The organism is Bartonella jaculi, assembly GCF_039543045.1.
GTDB lineage: Bacteria > Pseudomonadota > Alphaproteobacteria > Rhizobiales > Rhizobiaceae > Bartonella > Bartonella jaculi.
In genome coordinates, this window is record NZ_BAABIZ010000002.1 from 161,417 (window position 1) to 181,571 (window position 20,155).

Below are 20,155 nucleotides of genomic sequence, written 5' to 3' on the forward strand. Positions count from 1 at the left end.
AATTTGTCTTTAATGAATGATAGCTAACAAAAGAGGCACGGTCCATGGCAAAACAGGAACTTGGAACCAAACGTGTTGACCCGGAAACGGGAAAAAAATTTTATGATCTTAATCGCGATCCTATTGTATCGCCTTATACGGGGATTTCTTATCCGCGTTCTTATTTTGAAGTTGCGGCAGCTGAAGCGAGTAGTGAGGAAGAAGTTGATACTGAAGAACTTGATACAGCGCTTGAAAAATCTGCCTTTATGCTTCTTGAAGAAGACGGGGATGATTCTAAAGATGATGATATTCCTGATTTGGAAGATAGTGATGTGGATCTTGGTGATGATGATGACACGTTTTTATCTCACGATGAAGACGACGAGGATGATGACGTTACCGGTATTCTTGGAGGTGGTGTTTCTAAGGATGACGATTCTTAAGAGAAAAGAAAGGGCATTCTTTTCATTGAATGCGAATTTTTCTTGATCTTCGATTTTTCTCGTTTTAAAAAATTCTTACGATTATTTAGCGACAGGGGAGAATTCATCTTTATGTGGGGCTATAGCTCAGCTGGGAGAGCGCTTGCATGGCATGCAAGAGGTCAGCGGTTCGATCCCGCTTAGCTCCACCAAAAAGACTGTAAAAAGACCTCAGAAAAATTATAGCGTTTCGTTTAGTCGGGCATTAGTTTTTAAAAGAAGCTGATGCGCTGATTGAGAGTGCTATGATACCTTTAGCATTTCTTTTCTGCTCTTTTTCAACGACTCCATAGTTCACCTATTTGCGGTTATCCATTATGCGTCTTTATGCTATGCAATATTCATAGAATTTTATTGTCATGCAAAAAGTAGGTTAGTGCTATTTTTATGGTGCGCACAAAAACGCGTGCTGGTTTTATCACTATGCATAGAAAAATAAGCATCTGGAGAGAGAGGTATTACCGATAAAGGTTGTTTTATATGATAAGGAACAATTGTTCCCATAATCAAGCGGACATCTATTCCGGTATTGCCTAGATTTTAAAGGTTTGATGCAGTTTGAGGGGCAGCAATTATTAGTTCTATGAATGATCCCGAGATCATTTTTTTGAATAAAGTTTTATTGGAAAGCCTAAAGGGCTTGATTAGACTATAAACAAGGGCTGTAAAACAGGGCTGATACGTGGTTTCAATTTTGTGATTTAAATGTCTCTATTGAGACATAATTCTTTATTCGTGCGCGAGAGCTCTTGTTTTTAAGGTTAGCTTGCAGCACAACAGGGAAAATGGAGTTATTTGAGGGGAAAAAATAATGCCTTCTTACCGTTCAAGAATATCGACCCATGGGCGCAACATGGCAGGGGCACGTGGCCTTTGGCGTGCAACAGGAATGAAAGATGCTGATTTTGGCAAACCTATTATTGCCATTGCGAATTCTTTCACACAATTTGTGCCAGGACATGTTCATTTAAAAGATCTTGGGCAATTGGTAGCACAAGAAATAGCTTTTGCTGGCGGTGTTGCGAAAGAGTTTAATACCATTGCTGTAGATGATGGAATAGCAATGGGGCATGATGGAATGCTCTATTCTTTGCCTTCACGTGAAATCATTGCAGATTCTGTTGAATATATGGTCAATGCCCATTGTGCTGATGCACTTGTTTGTATTTCCAATTGTGACAAAATTACGCCTGGTATGTTGATGGCTTCTTTACGCTTAAATATTCCAACAATTTTCGTTTCAGGGGGTCCTATGGAGGCAGGTAAGATTAAATGGAAAGGTCAAGATTTTGCTGTTGATCTCGTTGATGCCATGATTGCTGCGGCTTCTGAAAATAATTCAGAGGAAGAAGTTGCTGAAATGGAGCGTGCTGCTTGTCCTACATGTGGCTCTTGTTCAGGAATGTTTACCGCTAATTCTATGAATTGTTTGACCGAGGCATTAGGGCTTTCGCTTCCCGGAAATGGATCAGTGCTAGCGACGCATTCAGATCGTCGGATACTTTTTGAAGAAGCTGGACGACGAATTGTGACATTGGTTAAGCGTTATTATGAACAAGATGATGAGAGAGTTCTGCCGCGTTCTATTGCTTCACGCAAGGCTTTTGAAAATGCAATGGCTGTGGATATTGCCATGGGGGGATCAACCAATACTGTTTTGCATCTTTTAGCAGCGGCGCAAGAAGGTGAAGTGGATTTTACCATGTCGGATATTGATCAGCTTTCACGTCGTGTTCCTGTTTTGTGTAAGGTTGCACCTTCTGTTGTGAATGTGCATATGGAAGATGTTCATCGTGCTGGTGGTATTATGGGACTTTTAGGGGAATTAGATGCGGCTGGACTCATTGATACATCCGCTTATACGGTTCATGCGAAAACGATGAAAGAAGCTCTTTGCCACTGGGATGTGAAACAGACACATGAACAAACGGTTCATGAATTTTATCGTGCAGCCCCAGGCGGAGTTCCAACGCAAATAGCGTTTAGTCAATTTTGCCGCTATGATACCCTTGACCTTGATCGTGAAAAAGGTGTGATTCGTGATAGGGAACATGCGTATTCGCAAGATGGAGGATTAGCCGTTCTTTATGGAAATCTTGCAGAAGATGGTTGCATTGTAAAAACAGCAGGTGTTGATCAGTCAATTTTAACTTTTAAAGGTCCAGCAAGAATTTTCGAAAGTCAAGATTCAGCTGTTTCAGCAATCTTAAATGATGAAATTAACTCAGGTGATATCGTTTTAATCCGTTATGAAGGTCCACGTGGTGGACCTGGAATGCAAGAGATGCTCTATCCAACAAGTTATCTCAAATCTAAAGGATTAGGGAAGGTTTGTGCGCTTATAACGGATGGTCGTTTTTCAGGGGGGAGTTCAGGGCTTTCTATCGGGCATATTTCTCCAGAGGCTGCGGAAGGAGGTACAATTGCTTTGGTGGAAGAGGGTGATATCATAGAGATTGATATTCCTAATCGTACTATTCATATGTTGGTAGATGATATTGAGATTATGCGCCGTCGTGCCAAAATGGAAGAAAAAGGAAAAGCTGCTTGGCAGCCGGTTGAGGAGCGTAAGCGTAAAGTTTCAAAGGCGCTTAAAGCTTATGCCGCTATGACAACTTCTGCTGCTAAGGGTGCAGTTCGTAGCATTTAATTAGGGTGAAGAATTCAGTTTGTAAAAGATGCATGGGGAGGGGAAGATTTCTTACATGCTTAATATTCTAAGCTGTTTTCTGGATTATTTTAATGAGTGAGAGTTTTTAGAAACGGATAGAGATAGAGTGATGTGATTTTAGGAGGGATAGATTTCATTTCTCTTTCATTAGAAGGTGAAACAATCGATTCTAGGAAATACAATATATAAGCTCTTTCTATTTCTTTCTATAGAGGGGTTATGCTTATTATGACTACTCAGTGACAAAAGAAATGCTAAGAGAAAATAACTGATAAAAGCTAAAAACAATGCGTAAATGATATATTGTTTGAGTTGTTATTAAAGAGATGATTGTTTTTCAAGTTGTTTGAGGCGATAGAGTTCGTTTAAAGCTTCTTTAGGTGATAACTCATCAGGATGAATATTTTTTAAGGCTTCGTGAATCGCGCAATATTTATCTGTTTTTTCATCGGTGACAGTTGTTTCTTTAAGGGAAAAGAGCGGTAAATCATCAATGAGTTTATGTCCTTTTCCAGCCATTTCACTTTGTTCTAATTGGTGTAGAACATTTGTAGCACGTGTAATAACCGCTGCGGGAAGTCCCGCAAGCTTTGCAACTTGCACTCCATAGGATCTGTCAGCAGCTCCTGGCGTAACTTCATGAAGAAAAACCACATCGCCATCCCAATTTTTGACTTTCATTGTTACATTATGAAGGCGATCAAGTTTTTCGGTAAGGGCTGTCATTTCATGAAAATGTGTGGCAAGAATAGCGCGACAGTGGTTAACTTCGTGAAGATATTCAACGGCTGCCCAAGCAATTGAAAGTCCATCAAAAGTTGATGTGCCCCGTCCGATTTCATCGAGAATAACAAGGGAATGATGACTTGCATGATTAAGAATCGTTGCTGTTTCGACCATTTCCATCATAAAGGTTGAGCGTCCTCGTGCAAGATCATCAGAAGCACCAACACGACTAAATAAACGATCAACAACGCCAATATGCGCTGAAGTTGCTGGAACAAAAGAACCCATTTGCGCCATAATCGCGATGAGAGCATTTTGCCGTAAGAAAGTTGATTTTCCTCCCATGTTTGGGCCTGTCAAGAGCCAGATTGCTGCATATTGATGATTGTTTTGCACAGAGAGATCACAATTATTGGCAACAAAGGGTTCTGCTGCTTGCTTACGTAGTGCTTGCTCTACGACAGGGTGACGCCCTGCCGTGATATGAAAGGTAAGTGACTGATCAATTTTAGGACGACAATATCCTTGTTCTTCAGCAAGATATGCTAATGCAACGGAGACATCCAAAATAGCAAGCGCTTCGGCAGCTTTACGGATGAAATCAACCTGCTCGGTAATTTCATGAACAAGAGTATCAAAGATTTCCAGCTCAAGGGTCAGTGCGTGGTTAGCAGCATGGGCAATACGGCTTTCCAGTTCAGCAAGTTCAGTGGTGGTAAAACGCATAGCGTTTGCCATTGTTTGTCGGTGAATAAAACGGGCTTTTGCTTGCGGGGTATTGGTGAGAGCTGATGCTTGTAAATTGGTTACTTCAATGAAATAACCTAGGATATTGTTATGTTTTATTTTGAGTGTTTTAATATCTGTTTCTTGGGCATATTTTGCTTGAAGTTCGGCAATAACACGGCGTGATTCATCGCGTAAAGCGCGCATTTCATCGAGTTCTTGGTGATAATGGGGACGAATAAAACCACCATCACGTTTAAGCAGAGGGAGATCATCAGCCAATGCTTGTTCTAAATGCAAATGCAAGGCAGTGGGTAAATGTGAGAATACTTCTTGCACATCACTTATTTCCTCTGGAAGCAATTCATTATTAAGAAGCTGATTAAGTTCACCAATGATTTCAAAGCCGCGTTGGATTGCGGCCATATCACGTGGTCCTCCTCGTCCAAGAGCCAAACGTGAAACTGCGCGGGGCATATCTGGTCCCCCTTTCAAGATGAGCTTTATAGCTTCTGCAAGAGAAGTATTGCGCAGAAAAAATGCAATCGAGTCCAAGCGTTTATCAATAGCTGAAGGCGTAGTGAGAGGAGCGATGAGACGATCAACGAGAAGGCGTGATCCTCCTCCTGTTACAGTACGATCAATGGCTTTTAGTAAGCTTCCATCACGTTGACCGGATGTGGTTCGAACAAGCTCAAGACTCAGTCTGGTTGCGGCATCAATAAAAAGGGTAGCACTTTCGTTTTGGCGCTCAGGGCGCATGAGAGGAGGGCGATGAGTAATTTGCGTTTTTTCGATATAACGAATAGCAGCAGCGATTGCAGAAAGTTCTGGACGTGAATAATCAGCAACACCTTCAAGGGTTGAGAGTTTAAAATAATTGCAAATATCGCGTTCAGCAGTGATTGTGTCAAAAAGATTGGTCGGTTGCGGTGAAGCGATACGATCAAGAGCATTAAAAAGTGATTTATGTGCTTTATCATGAAAAAAAGAGTCAGCTACAATGATTTCTTGTGGATCCACGCGCATAATGTCTGCTAAAAGTTTTTCATGGCGGCTTTCTGTTACACGAAATATACCTGTTGAGATATCAATCCAAGAAAGAGCAAATTCTTCTCCTTCGCTGTTTTTAATGCGAGCAAGCGTCATCAGATAATTTGCGCGTGTTGGATCAAGAAGCTTTTCTTCTGTTATGGTTCCGGGTGTGACAAGGCGCACGACATCGCGCTGAACAACTGATTTTGAACCACGCTTTTTAGCTTCCGCGGGATTTTCTGTCTGTTCACAAACGGCAACACGATAACCGCAGGCGATAAGTTTTTGCAAATAATCATCTGCAGCATGAACGGGAACACCACACATAGGAATATCTTCACCTAAATGTTTTCCGCGTGTTGTGAGTGTGATTCCTAAAGCCTGAGCCGCTTCGATTGCATCATTAAAAAATAATTCATAGAAATCACCCATACGGTAAAAGAGCAGAGAATCGTTATTAACTGCTTTGATTTCTATATATTGCTCCATCATCGGTGTAAGGCGTTCTTGACGAGGAGGAGATGAAGATGCGAGCTGTGGGATTAAATCATTTTTATGGTTGCTCTTATTATCCATTTTTACGTGCTCGTTTTATTCAAGTGAGGCTTTGAAGCCCTTTTTTGTTTACTTCAATGTTTATCTTCATTATCTCTATTATCTTTGAATTGAAACGCATGAACAGATTCTAGCGTACAAATCAAATTTTAAAATCGGATAATGAAAAACATTATTGAACAGAATTTACACTGTTTTGGGAGAAAATGAAGTGCAATGAAAAAAAGTAAGCATGATCAGAAAACGCATCAGACGGTTTATAGTACCAGTGAGCGAGAAGCCCTTGATTTTCATAGTCGTGGTCGACCAGGCAAACTTGAAATTGTTGCAACAAAATCCATGGCAACGCAACGTGATTTAGCACTTGCTTATTCACCAGGTGTTGCTGTTCCGGTTAAAGCAATTGCGCAAAATCCAGCGTTAGCTTATGATTATACAGCAAAAGGCAATCTCGTTGCTGTTATATCAAATGGAACAGCTATTTTGGGTTTGGGCAATTTAGGTGCACTAGCATCTAAGCCGGTTATGGAAGGCAAAGCAGTACTTTTTAAGCGCTTTGCGGATATTGATTCCATTGATCTGGAAATTGATACGAATGACACGGAAAGTTTTATCAATTTAGTACGTTATTTAGAGCCCTCTTTTGGTGGCATAAATCTTGAAGATATTAAAGCACCTGAGTGTTTTATTATTGAAAGTCGCCTACGCGAGATAATGAATATTCCAGTTTTTCACGATGATCAACATGGTACAGCGATCATTGTAGCTGCTGGCGTACTCAATGCTTTATATTTAACTGGACGCGATATGCAAAATACGCGATTAGTTTGTAATGGTGCTGGTTCTGCAGGGATTGCTTGTATTGAGCTTATCAAGGCGATGGGATTTCAACCTGAAAATATCATATTATGTGATACGAAGGGCGTTGTCTATGAAGGTCGTGAAGAGGGGATGAATCAGTGGAAGTCTGCTCATGCTATTCGAACAGATAAACGCACTCTTGCTGAAGCAATGGAAGGCGCTGACATGTTTTTTGGGGTTTCTGCTAAAGGCGCCCTTACTCCTGAAATGGTAAAATCGATGGCACCTCAACCGATCATTTTTGCTATGGCCAATCCTGATCCAGAAATTACGCCGGAAGAAATTATGCAGGTGCGTCATGATGCCATTGTAGCGACAGGTCGTTCCGATTATCCAAATCAGATTAATAATGTTCTTTGCTTTCCTTATATTTTTCGTGGGGCACTTGATGTCCGTGCGACAGTCATCAATGAAGACATGAAAATTGCTGCTGCAAGGGCTCTTGCGCAGTTGGCGCATGAGGAAGTGCCTAACAGTGTTGCGGAAGCTTATCATGGCAAGCGGTTAAAATTTGGTCCCAATTATATTATCCCTGTCCCCTTTGATCCGCGTTTGTTTACTGTTGTTTCAATAGCGGTGGCAAAAGCGGCAATGGAAAGTGGTGTTGCGCAAAAGCATATTGATGATTTAGAGGCTTATGAGCGTGATTTGCATGCGAGACGTGATCCTATTTCCTCCGTAATGCGTGGTGTTTATAATCATGTTCGTCAAGCACCAAAACAAATTGTCTTTGCAGAAGGTGAAGAAGAGCAGGTGATGCGAGCTGCTGTTTCCTACGTTCATCAAAAACTGGGGCAGGCGATTTTGATTGGTCGTGAAAAGCAAGTTAAGGAAACTGCTGCTATTGCTGGTATTGATCTTCATCGTGAAGGCATTTCTATCATGAATGCTAAGCTTTCTTGTCGCACGGATGCTTATGCGAATTATCTTTATAAAAAGATGCAACGCCAAGGCTGGCTATTACGTGATTGTCATCATCATATCAATAATGATCGCAATTATTTTGCTGCTTGTATGGTGGCATTAGGGGATGCTGATGCAATGGTGACAGGGGTCACACGCAATTATGAAACAGCATTGATTGATATTCGCCGCGTGATAGCTGAAAAACAAAAAGAACGGTTACTTGGCATCTCAATGGCTGTTTGCCGTGGGCGAACTGTATTTATTGCAGATACAGCTGTTTACGAGGATCCTAACGCTGAAGAACTTGCTGATATAGCGGAACAGACAGCTTCTTTTGTTCGTGGATTCGGATATCAACCAAGGGTGGCATTTGTAGCATTTTCTACTTTTGGTTGCATGAAGGGATCGGTTACACAGCATATTCAGGATGCTGTTAATATTTTACATGAACGCAATGTTGATTTTGAATTTGATGGAGAAATGAGTGCTGATGTGGCGCTTAATTTGAAGTTGATGCAACAGTATCCTTTTATGGGATTAACAGAACCTGCTAACATTTTAGTGATGCCTGGATATCATGCCTCTTCCATTGCTAGTAAAATGTTACAAGAACTCGGGGAAGCAACCATTATTGGCCCTATTTTGATAGGATTAGAAAGATCTATCCAAATTGTACCGTTTAGTGGAAGCGATACGGACGTTGTTAATATTGCAACGCTCGCTGCTTATCATGCGAAGAAGTTATAAAAAATGAAAGGCCTCTGATACTTCAGGGCCTTTTTGTTGAAGAAATAAATTTCTAGGATGGTTGTGCTTGGCTGTTTTTTTGTTCTTCAGCGACGCGTTTTTGAAAGAGGGCTGCAAAATCAATTGGATCAATCCACAAAGGTGGGAATCCGCCATTATGGGTGGCATCAGATATGATTTGCCGAGCAAATGGGAACAAGAGACGGGGACATTCAATAAAAACGAGCGGCATAACATGCTCTTGTGGAATATTTTTAAGATGAAAAACACCACCGTAAATTAATTCTACATGAAATAGTACTTCAGTGTCATCATTGGCTTTGACGGAGAGAGATAGGACGACATCATAATTATCATCACCAATTGGGTTGGCATTGACGTTAATGTTGATATCGATTTGCGGTGCCTTTTCACGTGGGTGCAGTGAGCGAGGAGCACTTGGGTTCTCAAACGAGAAATCTTTTAAATATTGGGTTAATACAGCAAAAATTGGCTCTCCACCACTGTTATTAATTTCACCTTCGGCCATATTACGAACCTCTCATAATGTATGTATTTCTATTTTAGATCTAAAGATAAAGCTGGTTATCACGCCTTGCAAAAGGTTGCAAGGAACGTTCCCCTTGTGTTGATTATTTTTTTAGTTCATTACAGTTTTTTTGCATTTCAAGGATTATCATCATTTTTACGCCATGGAGATTCTGTAGTATTATAGACTTGGTAATCTTCTGCTTTAAGATCAATTATTGTTTCAGACTCATTTTTAGCGTTGGTATTATGGGTGTTCATTTTATTGCTAAGTGATGAAAAGCAATGCCGAGCAGCAGAACGGATTGGTTTAATAAGAAGTAATATTCCCAAAATATCGCTTACGAATCCAGGAAGAATAAGCAAAATCGCACCAAGAATAATGAGGGCATCATTGATGATATTGTTCTCCAATGTGCGTCCTTGGATAAGTTCACTTTGTATATTTTTTAAGAGGTTAATCCCTTGAATTCGCAATAAAATACTTCCAGCCAGTGTTGTCAAAATGATCAGACTCAAAGTTGCCAAAATACCAATTTCTTTCCCAACAAAGATAAAACCAGCAATTTCAACTAAGAAAGCGCCGAGGACGATAATGATAAAAAAACGAGGATTTATAGGATAAGATTTAATCACATGAAAATTCCCTTTTGTAAGGATTGGAGCAGAAAATTATAGAAGCTATCCTCTTTAAACTTTAAAATTAGGTTATAAAAATATTTGAATGGTAGATTCCCTATTTTACATGTTTATTGATAAATGATATTGACAGCAATGTTTATTACAGATCATCTTAGGTTTGGAGATTGACAGCGCCCATGGAATTTGATGTCGTATTTTTCGTAGCTCTTGTTATTATGGTTGTTGTTTTTGTGCAACTTCGTAATGTATTAGGAAAACGGATTGGTTTTGAAAAGCCTCCCTTTGATCCTTATTCTAGTCGTTCTAAAAAGCAGATCGAGGCAGAAACGATAGACAATATTGTTTCGTTCCCTCATCAAGCCAATTCGCAAAAGAATGATTTTAGCGAAATTGATGCAATTTCACCAGAGGGAACTGAACTGAATGAAGGTTTGCGCTCACTCCGCCAAAGTGATCCTCATTTTTCTCCTCAATTTTTTATAAAGGGTGCTCAAGTTGCTTATGAAATGATTGTGACAGCTTTTGCTAAAGGTGATCGCGATCAACTTAAGAGATTGCTTTCTCAGAATGTTTTTGAGAGTTTTAGTGCTGCCATTGAACAACGCGAAAAAAACAATGAAAGAGTTCAATTTACTTTTGTTGGAATTAATAAGATTGAATTTGTTGCAGCTGCAATGCAAGAAAAAGAACAATTTTTAACAGTGCGTATTATCAGTGAGATGATTTCTGTCACTTATAATGAACAGGGAGAACGTATAGATGGTGATCCTGACGCTATTGTAGAAATTAGGGATGTTTGGACTTTTGTTCGTAATAGCTTATCGCCAGATCCCAACTGGAAACTTTTTGCAACAGAAGATGAAAATTAAGGCATTTTCGTCTATAAGATTGTGTAAATAAAGTTTATGAGAGATTGAAAATTCCAATGTCCACAGGTGAATGGAGACAAAAAAAGGATCCATTGGTTCCACAGGACCGCCTGCTGTGGGAGATGGTTTGCCGTACGACAATACCGCTTCATGATAAGTCCCATTTTTCTATTGTAAAAGATGCTGCAAATATCGACGATAAAAAACAGCATGTAAGACAAATCTCCCCATTGATTCAGGCAAATAAACAGAGATTAACAGGGGTTAAAAAAGAAAAGAGGACAGTTGCACAAACACATGAGGTTTATTTCTTCGATCGTGTTGTACACAGTAAAATTGCCAAAGGCCATTATCCACTTGAAGCGCGTCTTGATCTTCATGGGTATGGGCAGGAAGAAGCTTATTTTTTCTTAAAAAAATTTCTGCAATCATCTCAACAAAAAGGATTACGTTATGTACTCGTAATCACAGGAAAAGGTCGGTCGCACGGGAGTGATGGTGTTTTGTATCAGTTTGTCCCTTATTGGTTGTCAACACCGGCTTTTCGGTATTATGTTCATGCATTTGAGAAAGCTGCTCGTCAACATGGTGGTGGTGGAGCGCTTTATATTCGGTTGCGCCGTTGTATGCTTGAGAGAAGGGTATGATGCTGTTTGAACGGTTTTAGATTCAATATTAGTTTCATCAGGTACAGTATTCTGTAGAGCATGGAAGAGTTGTGGGTATAAGAGTGCAAGATTCTATCGTAACATTTATGTCATTGTTTTCAATTTTTACGCACAGTAATTAATTCTACTTTGGTGATTTTATAAGAAAATTGCCATTATCACCAAAAACATTTTTGAAAATAAAGAATATCCAAAGCACTACAGAAGTTTTGATAGGTTTAGATTTTCTTTCAATAAGTAAACATTTATTTGCGAGCTTTATTTTTGATTATTTGGGTTAGCGTGGCAATAGATTGAGATTGGTGAACGCCATCGGCAGTTGTGTTATCAAAATCATACCCAGACGCTTACAAAACATCAGCCATACAAAAAGTGTTTTGTTTTCGCTTTTTTCATTTTGAGTATGCGCTGTAATGAAGGTTTGTTACTATCATTTTTACGTTTACGCAGTAACACGCTGGCGCCATCTTTGTATTTTCCACTTCCCACATTATTTACACGCTGATCTCTCTTGTGATGCGCAAGTAAACGATTTTTTGATTCTTAAATTTAAGCGAGCTCGAATAAAAAATGTGACTTTATTCACGGATCTCATTCAATTTAAAAATCAATATGTTGATTCGATTGTATAAAGGATTCAAAAACTTGGTTGTGTTAAGAGATCAATTCTTATTGATATGCCAAGAGTAAAGGAGAGATTTTTTCAAAAAGGATGGAATATATTTTAAAGAGTGGGCTATTTTATATAAAAAGCATATGGAGTGTGTGTTGATTTGAACAAGGAGCATGATTGTATGGGCAATGAAAGAGCGGTTAACTCTAAGGAAGCCAAGATAAACAATATATTCTAAAGGCTGATGTTAGTTCTTTCTATGCTCCAGATGCGTAATTAAATTGCTTTTAGCTGCGATCAATATTTTCCTCTTTGTGAGGAATATTTGTTACGTTTTATTTTCAGAAAGTTCTTGCGGTTTAAAACGATAAGTTGTTGAGCAAAATTCGCATGTGACTGAAATATATTTATTTTTAACCATTTGGTTCCGTTCCTCAGTAGGAAAGCCTTCTAGTATTTCTTTAATTTTTTCGCGCGAACAAGAGCATTGATCCATAAGAGAACAGGGATTAAAAACTCTGACACCTTGTTCATGGAAAAGACGGAACAACAGCCGTTTATTGCCGACTTGAGGATCCGTTAATTCTGCACTTTCAATGGTTGCTATCAGTGCTTTTGCTTCTTTCCATTGGTTTTCAAGTTGGGCACGGGTTTTAGTTACTTCTGGTTTTTTATGAGGCTCGTATATTTTATGATGAGATGATGCTTGGGGTAAGAGTTGGGTCAAGAGTCCTCCTGCTCGCCAGCTTTTTTGTGACTTGCCTTTCTGGTCTCGGTTGATCAATGTAGCAACTGCCAAACGGATATCGGTAGGAATTTGTTCTGATTGGTCAAAATAAGCATGGGAGGCTTCTTGTAAATTTGATTCATTTAATTCAACTATCCCCTGATAATGTTGCGTGTGGGTACCTCCTTGATGGATGGTGAAGGCTAAAGTGCCTTTTCCCAGAAGCTTTTCTGAAGATATTTGATCATTGGCCATTAATTGTTTTAACTTTTCTTCATCAAAACGCGCGTATCCACGTAGATTGGAAGGAAGAGAGAAGTCGCACACCAACATATTAACTGGCCCATTGGAATGGGTTTGTAAAATAAATTTTCCCTTAAGTTTTAGAGAGGTCCCAAGCAAAACGGTCAAGACTAAAGCCTCTGCTAGAAGATAAGAAACCGGTTCAGGATATTGATGTCTTGTAAGAATAGAATTTAAAGTTTCCCCAAGTTGTACGGCACGTCCACGGATATCAAGTTCTTCGACTTGAAAGGGAATAACAGTATCATCTTCACTCAAATAGATGTTGTTGAGAGAGGCTTCATCTTTGGCTTGTTCACATTCTTCGCTCATATTTCTGCCTTCTATATGATTTATTGTGGCAGTCTATTGTGAAGAGAAAAACGCATCTTGTAAACACCAAGAAAGAATTGCTTTTTGAGCATGAAGACGATTTTCAGCTTCGTCGAAAACAACGGAATGCGGTCCATCGATCACGGAATCCACGACTTCTTCGCCACGATGAGCAGGTAGACAATGCATAAAAAGGGCATTGGGTTTAGCTAATTTCATTAAAGCTTCATTAACTTGGTAAGGCTGGAAAATAGCATGACTCCGAGCGCGAAATTCTTGCCCCATAGAAACCCATGTGTCGGTCATAATGCAATCGGCATCTTTGGCAGCTTCTTGAGGATTGTTTGTGAGCATAATATGAGCACCGCGCTCACGTGCCCAATTAACATACCTTTTTTGTGGTTCATTGCCTTTTGGAGTAGCAATATACAGATGAAAGTTGAAAAGAGCCGCTGCCTCTATCAAGGAATGGAGAACATTATTACCATCTCCCATCCAAGCAAATGTTTTTCCAGTGATTGGTCCACGGTGTTCTTCGTAGGTGAGGATATCCGCTAGAATTTGGCAAGGATGCGTATCATCTGTGAGGGCATTAATAATAGGAACTTGGGCATATTGCGCCAATTCGAGCATCCGATGATGTGCTGTTGTGCGTATCATGATAATATTCACAAAATGTGATAACACACGCGCTGTGTCAGCGATAGTTTCACTATAACCGAGCTGCATTTCTGAGCCTGTTAACATGATCGTCTCCCCACCAAGCTGACGCATACCGATATCAAATGAAACACGGGTTCGTGTGGATGGTTTTTCAAAAATCATTGCCAATGTTTTACCAACAAAGGGTTTTGAATCTTTTCCTGCTTTGAAGTTTGTTTTGAGGGTTTTCGCGTAGTCAATAAGAGTGCGTGCTGTGTGCGGGGTTAAAATAGATAAGTCAGTGAAGTGGTGAAGAGCATTTGTCATGGTACGATTACTTCTCTTTCTTGGTTTGTTAATGAAAGATGAGCAATTGCTTTTTCAATACGCTGTAAGCCTTCATAAATTTCTTCTTCAGTTATGACAAGAGGAGGTAATAAACGTACAATGTTATTACCAGCACTGACGCATAAAAGACGTTCATTTTCTAATGCGTTAATGACGACATGAGAGGGAACAACGCACTGAATACCGAGCATAAGTCCCACGCCTTGAACTGCACAGATAATTTCAGGATAAGCGCTTAGAATAGTTGAAAGTCCCTTTTTTAGTTTGTCCCCCATGTGTTGAACATGGTCGAGAAAACCTGGTTCTAATATGATATCAAGAACACTTTCACCCACAGCCATCCCAAGAAGATTTCCTCCAAAGGTTGATCCGTGGGTCCCTGGTATCATACTTTTTGCAGCTTTATCTGTTGCAAGACAAGCTCCTAATGGAAAGCCGCCACCTATCCCCTTTGCGAGGGTAAGAATATCAGGTGTGATATTACTCCATTCGTAAGCAAAAAGTTTTCCTGTTCGTCCAATGCCTGTTTGAACTTCATCCAAAATCAATAACAGATCATTATCGTCGCATATTTTGCGCAAAAATCTTAGATATTCATGAGATACCGTTCGTATTCCCCCTTCTCCCTGAATGGGTTCAATAAGGATGGCAGCGGTATTTTTATTGATAGCGCTACGCAAAGCGTTTTCATCATAAAAAGGAATTTGAATAAATCCAGCAGTTTTTGGTCCAAAACCCTCCAGATATTTTTCTTCTCCGGTCGCAGCAAGGGTTGCAAGTGTACGTCCGTGGAATGCGCCTTCAAAAGTAATAATTTCAACGCGTGTTGAATGGCCGGATGCATAATGAGCATGACGAGCAGTTTTGAATGCGCATTCCAGTGCCTCAGCGCCGGAATTGCAGAAAAAGACCTTATCAGCAAAGCTATTTGCACAAAGGCGTGCAGCCAAAGCTTCTTGTTCAGGTGATTGGAAAAGATTAGAAACATGCCAAAGCTTTTCAGCTTGTGTTTTCAGAGTATCAACCAATTTTGGATGTGCATATCCCAATGCATTGACAGCAATACCAGACGCGAAATCAAGGTAGCGCTCTTCTTTATCGGAAATAAGCCATACACCATTGCCTTGTTTGAAACGCAAGTTACGTCGAGCAAAGCACTGGTAAAGCGGCTGTATTGTGGTCGCGTCCATAATTATTTCCTTTAAGTTTCAAACTCTGCAATACAACAAATAAAATAATGCTGCAAACAAAACACGTTGCATTTTTTATCTTTGAAAATAGTGCAATCAAGATTTCATTACGATCAATTTGCATACTATAGATCATTGCACCGATTGGCAAAAAGCCAATGAAGGTTTTGAAAGGAGTCATATATGGGGGAAAAGCTTTAAGCAAAAACGATAGTTTGTTCTATGATTGATTCGCAAGTTGGGGAAAACACCCTAAATAAACTCTTTAAGAGGGAAAGACTCTTGTCATAGAGTCAATGCATATTGTAGTTTAAAACAGCAAGCAAGATTGTGTTTCAGTTTATAAATTCCATAGGTTGATTGAAGTTTTTTGTGCTCGGATAGAGGTACAATTTTTTCATTCGGCTTTTTGAGGACATGATTGAAACATTTGAAAGGCAAAGAGATACCTCTCAATGGGGTGGTCAGAATGGAGTGCTAATATGGGTTGGACATATGAACGCGTTGAGCTTCTTAAGAAGCTTTGGAGTGAGGGGTTAAGTGCAAGTCAGATTGCAGCTCAGTTAGGTGGGGTTAGTAGGAATGCAGTGATCGGTAAAGTCCACCGGTTAAAACTACCAGGACGTGGTAAGGCAACACAGGGGATGTCACGTACACAAAAGACACTTGTGGATGTCAGTTCATCGACTCCGCGGATACGTCGTACCACATCGACGGTATTGCCGACGAATGCTGCTTCTTGCAATGTTGGAGCAGCAGCTTTAAAGGTCGATGTTGTGGCGGAGGATGTGACAGAAGTTGATATGTCCGCACAATCAAATGTGGTACCTATATCACGTCAGCTCAATCTTTTGCAATTGAGTGAAACTACATGTAGATGGCCAGTTGGGGATCCTTTATCATCAGATTTTCATTTTTGTGGTGCCGATTCTGGTGAAAACAGTCCTTATTGTGCCTTTCACGCCAAGATAGCATTTCAGCCAATCTCTGAAAGACGGCGGATAAGAATATAATTTTGTAATGTAATTTGTACTGCATTTTATAACTTAGCATTAAATTTCAGCTCATATGAGAGAGAAATTTACGAAGGTGCAGTTTTAATGAATGGAGAATTCTCCCCTTTATGGGGTGTGTTCAAATTTTATTTTTTCGCGCTATTGCATAATTACATGTCGGCAGGGCGCAAACTATTGCCTGTTTTCACGGTCTGTTTTTCATTTAATTTTACGGTTTGCAAAAGCATTCACAGCAATATCTATAAATAATGGAGATTTTGCAGAATCTCACGTTTTTGTTTTTGCGAGTCTTTTGTCTTTAATAGGATCCTCCCCTCACACACAATAGCATATGATTTTGCTATTCATTCACGTACTTATTTTAGAGAGGCGTTTCTCCTTACTCCTAATTTCATTGTCTGTGAGTAGTATAATGCAAGATTTGTACGACACACGTTAGTTTAATACTTATGAAAGCATATACCACCAGCATCATCTTTATATGTACCAATACCCAATATTATCATCTGTTTCTGCATTATGGGAAAATGATTACTTATCTTTATAAATCAATTCTTTGTTTTTTGGTATTTCTTTTATCATTATAGCCTTTTCGATTTTTGGCAGGAGTTTTTTCTGATAAATTTGCCATGTTAAGGGGCCAACGTGTTTAGCAATGATGATGCTCTCTTTATTCAAAAGAAAGGTTTCTGGTGGTCCATATACCCCCCAGTTAATGGCCGCATGCCCTGAAACATCAAAGCCAATAAACTTAAAAGGATTACCAAAATGATTCAGAAAGCGTTGAGCGTTCTCTTTGTTATCTTTATAATTAATGCCAATGAGATCAAAACGTTGATCTTGTGCAATTTTCATAAGAAGAGAATGCTCTTCACGACAGGGTAAGCACCAAGATCCCCAAAAATTGACTAATGTTACGCGTCCTTTAAACTGTTCTGAATCTAGATAAGTTTCATTTTTAAGTAAGGGAAGATTGGTTTTGGGGGCATGCTTTCCAGCGAATGCATTTGGGAGAAGAGAAGTATCGTTTGGGTATTTATTGTCCATAAAGTTGAAAAAAAGCATAACAAGAAGGAAAAGCACAAATGGTCCAAAAAGGCCAAACAAGACGGGCAAAGATATGTTTTTTTTAGGTTTTGGAGGGGTAATTTTCATCATGTTTTTCTCTTCGAAACAGCTCTTTTTCGTTTAGCTGTTGTAGGATTTTCTTTTGGTATATACCTTTGCGAAGAATATGCCCAATAAAACACAGGAGAAAAATTGCGGAAAGCATATAGCTTAAAACAACAATTTGCTCGTGGTGAAGAGTGCCAAGGAAAGAATCAATTTGCTGAGATAGATTTCCCAGAAGTCCGCTATGGGTGCTATTTAGGTCGAGCATGATGAAGAGTCCTGATGTTTTGTGCGACGGGCTTCTTTGATCTGAAGTGTTTGGATCTGACGACTATTGATTTCATTTTGCATAGCAATCAAATAGAGCAAAATAAACATAAAGGTGAAACAACATATCATTGTGATGAGGGGCCATAGCATAGCACGATCGATTGTTGTGCCTCCTGAACGTAGCAGCGATGCTGATTGATGCAGTGTATTCCACCAATTAACGGAAAATTTGATAATGGGGATATTCACAAATCCTACGAGAGTTAGAATTGCTGTAGCGCGTGCAGCTTTTACTTGGTTATCAAAAGCGCGAGCAAGCATGATAATGGCAAGGTAAATAAAAAGCAGGATGAAAACCGATGTGAGTCGTGCGTCCCATACCCACCATGTCCCCCATGTAGGGCGTCCCCAAAGCGCCCCTGTTATCAAGGCCAAGGTTGTAAAAATTGCTCCAATGGGTGCTCCACATTTAAGTGTCACATCAGCAAGATGATACTTCCAAATCAGACTTGCTAGTGCAGCGGCACTCATTATTATATAACAGAATGTAGACAACCACGCGAATGGTACATGAATGTACATAATCTTAACGGTGATGCCCTGTTGATAGTCATCAGGAGAACGCATAATCAGAATAGCCCCTAAGATGAGAAAACATGATGTTATACCGGTTAACCAAGGCAAAACGGTACGACTTGTTTTCATGAAGCGGGTAAAACTTGCAGGCGGTGACCTCATTTTATGTGTGCGAGATATTCCATTCATACAATTTATAATAGGCAGAGTTTAGCTTTGCGGCAATCACCTTTTGCTATTCTGATAAAGACTTGAGCGTTATAGCAGCAACAAAAGAGCTAAAAAGACTCAAAAGAAGCGAAAAAGCGATAAGAAGAGTCAAGGAAGAGAGAAAAGAAACGTTTGGATTGACTGGCGCTGTGGCAGTCGAAACGCCAAAAATCATGATTGGAATGATCCACGGCAAAATGATGATGAAAATAAGAAGAGTGCTGTGTAACAACGACGTTGCAAGGGCCGCTCCTATAGCACCAATAAAAATAATGGCGGGTGTTCCGCATAAAAGGGAGAGCATTGTTGTAAAAGTTATCATTGCATCTAAATGGAGCATGAATGCTAAAATAGGAGTAACCAAAATAAGCGGAAACATAGTTCCCACCCAATGTGCAAAGCATTTTGTAAATACAATCAATGTGAAACTTTGTCTTTGTCCAGAAAGGATGAATTGGTCGAGATTTCCATCATCGCAATCAGTTTGAAAAAGTTTATTTAAGTTTAGGAGTCCTGCGAGAAGAGCTCCCATCCATAATATACCTGGACCTATTTGCGCAAGAACTTTAGGATTTGGCCCAATGGCGAAGGGGGTTATCATTATAACAGCGATGAAAAACAAAAGCCCTGCTAACGAAGAGGTTTGTGGTGCTAAGATTAATTTAAGATCACGCCAAAATAGTGCCTTCATTCTATTTTCTCTTGGGGAGGTAAAAAATTTTCTAGGGCGATTTTATGGTTTTCAAGAATACCTAGTGGACTGTGGGTTGCTGCGATAATCATACCGCCTTGGTTGAGATGGTGCTGAAAAATATTGGCAAGAATAGTTTGAGCGTTATTATCAACTCCAGATATTGGTTCATCTAAAATCCAAATGGGTCGATAGGATAGCAAAAGGCGGGCAATGGCTATACGTCTTTTTTGTCCTGTTGACAGAACGTTGAAGGGTAAATGTTCAAGATCAGAGAGACCAATATCAGCAAGGGCTTCGTGTGGATAGCGTAGATGTTGCCCATAAAATGCTGACCAAAACTGCAGATTGTCGATGACTGATAGGAAAGATTTCATAGCATTTTGGGGACCAAGATAATGACATGCAGTTGCTACAGGGTATGTTTTTTCATGATTTTTAAGGATTACATGACCTTCCGCAGCATCAAGAAGACCGACAATGATTCGTAGTAATGTAGATTTCCCGATTCCATTTGGACCTGTGATTGTCATAAGTTGCTGTGGAAATAAACAAAAAGAAAGACCTTGAAACAGAACAGTTTCATTTCTGTAAGCCGCCAAATCTTTGCCTGATAACACCATGTAATTGCCTATTGTGCTTCTGATTTCTATAATCTTTATTGCATTATAGGATAAAAAACATGTTTTTTATGTAATTGTACCTAGAATAGTTCTAGAAATAGTTCTATAAGACATGTGTTACAT

General features: G+C 39.6%; 17 protein-coding genes and 1 tRNA gene. 7 read left to right on the top strand and 11 right to left on the bottom strand.

What is annotated here, in order from left to right; translation table 11 throughout:
• Positions 1-44 precede the first annotated feature (44 nt).
• The 3 genes from ABD915_RS01780 (at position 45) to ilvD (ending at position 3,114) form a co-directional block, all read left to right on the top strand.
• Positions 45-425 (top strand): TIGR02300 family protein, encoded by a 381-nt coding sequence (locus ABD915_RS01780; RefSeq protein ID WP_345114310.1) that lies wholly within the window; start codon positions 45-47, stop codon positions 423-425.
• Positions 426-540: 115 nt separating this feature from the next.
• Positions 541-616, top strand: a tRNA-Ala gene (locus ABD915_RS01785).
• 659 nt (positions 617-1,275) lie between these two features.
• Positions 1,276-3,114: a dihydroxy-acid dehydratase gene (ilvD, locus tag ABD915_RS01790; RefSeq protein WP_345114313.1), complete on the top strand. Its 1,839-nt coding sequence runs from the start codon at positions 1,276-1,278 to the stop codon at positions 3,112-3,114.
• Between the two features lie 339 nt (positions 3,115-3,453).
• On the opposite strand, the gene mutS is transcribed toward ilvD, so the two are convergent.
• Positions 3,454-6,198: a DNA mismatch repair protein MutS gene (gene mutS / locus ABD915_RS01795; protein WP_345114316.1), complete on the bottom strand. Its 2,745-nt coding sequence runs from the start codon at positions 6,196-6,198 to the stop codon at positions 3,454-3,456.
• Positions 6,199-6,393: 195 nt separating this feature from the next.
• Here mutS and ABD915_RS01800 point away from each other — a divergent pair, with 195 nt between their 5' ends.
• A complete protein-coding gene (locus ABD915_RS01800) occupies positions 6,394-8,691 on the top strand; it encodes an NADP-dependent malic enzyme (RefSeq protein WP_345114319.1) in 2,298 nt (765 codons plus the stop codon).
• Positions 8,692-8,743: 52 nt separating this feature from the next.
• Here the strand turns inward: ABD915_RS01800 and secB are convergent, their stop codons facing one another.
• Together secB and ABD915_RS01810 are read right to left on the bottom strand one after the other, a co-directional pair.
• The gene (gene secB, locus ABD915_RS01805; protein WP_345114322.1) at positions 8,744-9,220 is read right to left on the bottom strand and encodes a protein-export chaperone SecB; all 477 of its coding nucleotides are present in this window, start codon (positions 9,218-9,220) and stop codon (positions 8,744-8,746) included.
• Between the two features lie 137 nt (positions 9,221-9,357).
• Positions 9,358-9,855, bottom strand: coding sequence for an FxsA family protein (locus ABD915_RS01810; protein ID WP_345114325.1), 498 nt, complete (start codon positions 9,853-9,855; stop codon positions 9,358-9,360).
• A 182-nt stretch (positions 9,856-10,037) separates the two neighbouring features.
• On the opposite strand from ABD915_RS01810, the gene ABD915_RS01815 reads away from it, so the two are divergent.
• Positions 10,038-10,730, top strand: a complete 693-nt coding sequence (locus ABD915_RS01815) for a Tim44/TimA family putative adaptor protein (protein ID WP_345114430.1) — start codon at positions 10,038-10,040, stop codon at positions 10,728-10,730.
• A gap of 56 nt (positions 10,731-10,786) precedes the next feature.
• A complete protein-coding gene (locus ABD915_RS01820; protein WP_345114329.1) occupies positions 10,787-11,377 on the top strand; it encodes a Smr/MutS family protein in 591 nt (196 codons plus the stop codon).
• 962 nt (positions 11,378-12,339) lie between these two features.
• On the opposite strand, the gene ABD915_RS01825 is transcribed toward ABD915_RS01820, so the two are convergent.
• From ABD915_RS01825 to ABD915_RS01835, 3 genes are read right to left on the bottom strand one after another with little or no spacing between them, the layout of a single operon-like run.
• Entirely contained in the window at positions 12,340-13,353 is a 1,014-nt protein-coding gene (locus tag ABD915_RS01825; protein ID WP_345114332.1) for an Hsp33 family molecular chaperone, read from the bottom strand.
• A gap of 33 nt (positions 13,354-13,386) precedes the next feature.
• On the bottom strand, positions 13,387-14,322 hold the full coding sequence (gene argF, locus ABD915_RS01830; protein ID WP_345114335.1) for an ornithine carbamoyltransferase: 936 nt from the start codon (positions 14,320-14,322) through the stop codon (positions 13,387-13,389).
• Positions 14,319-15,533: an aspartate aminotransferase family protein gene (locus ABD915_RS01835; RefSeq protein ID WP_345114338.1), complete on the bottom strand. Its 1,215-nt coding sequence runs from the start codon at positions 15,531-15,533 to the stop codon at positions 14,319-14,321. The genes argF and ABD915_RS01835 overlap by 4 nt, the downstream gene beginning before the upstream one ends.
• A gap of 482 nt (positions 15,534-16,015) precedes the next feature.
• Between ABD915_RS01835 and ABD915_RS01840 the strand changes: the two genes are divergently transcribed.
• Complete coding sequence (locus ABD915_RS01840; protein ID WP_345114433.1) at positions 16,016-16,546, top strand: GcrA family cell cycle regulator; 531 nt, start codon at positions 16,016-16,018, stop codon at positions 16,544-16,546.
• 534 nt (positions 16,547-17,080) lie between these two features.
• Here ABD915_RS01840 and ABD915_RS01845 read toward each other — a convergent pair.
• The 5 genes from ABD915_RS01845 to ccmA are packed head-to-tail and all read right to left on the bottom strand — an operon-like array spanning position 17,081 to position 20,032.
• Positions 17,081-17,704 carry a DsbE family thiol:disulfide interchange protein gene (locus ABD915_RS01845; RefSeq protein WP_345114436.1) on the bottom strand — a complete coding sequence of 208 codons (624 nt, stop codon included), beginning with the start codon at positions 17,702-17,704 and terminating at the stop codon, positions 17,081-17,083.
• The gene (locus ABD915_RS01850; RefSeq protein WP_345114341.1) at positions 17,679-17,930 is read right to left on the bottom strand and encodes a hypothetical protein; all 252 of its coding nucleotides are present in this window, start codon (positions 17,928-17,930) and stop codon (positions 17,679-17,681) included. Before ABD915_RS01850 ends, ABD915_RS01845 begins: the two co-directional genes overlap by 26 nt.
• Positions 17,918-18,697 (bottom strand): heme ABC transporter permease, encoded by a 780-nt coding sequence (locus ABD915_RS01855; RefSeq protein ID WP_345114343.1) that lies wholly within the window; start codon positions 18,695-18,697, stop codon positions 17,918-17,920. Before ABD915_RS01855 ends, ABD915_RS01850 begins: the two co-directional genes overlap by 13 nt.
• Before the next feature lie 46 nt (positions 18,698-18,743).
• Positions 18,744-19,409, bottom strand: a complete 666-nt coding sequence (gene ccmB, locus ABD915_RS01860; protein ID WP_345114346.1) for a heme exporter protein CcmB — start codon at positions 19,407-19,409, stop codon at positions 18,744-18,746.
• Positions 19,406-20,032 carry a heme ABC exporter ATP-binding protein CcmA gene (gene ccmA, locus ABD915_RS01865; RefSeq protein ID WP_345114349.1) on the bottom strand — a complete coding sequence of 209 codons (627 nt, stop codon included), beginning with the start codon at positions 20,030-20,032 and terminating at the stop codon, positions 19,406-19,408. Before ccmA ends, ccmB begins: the two co-directional genes overlap by 4 nt.
• Positions 20,033-20,155 lie beyond the last annotated feature (123 nt).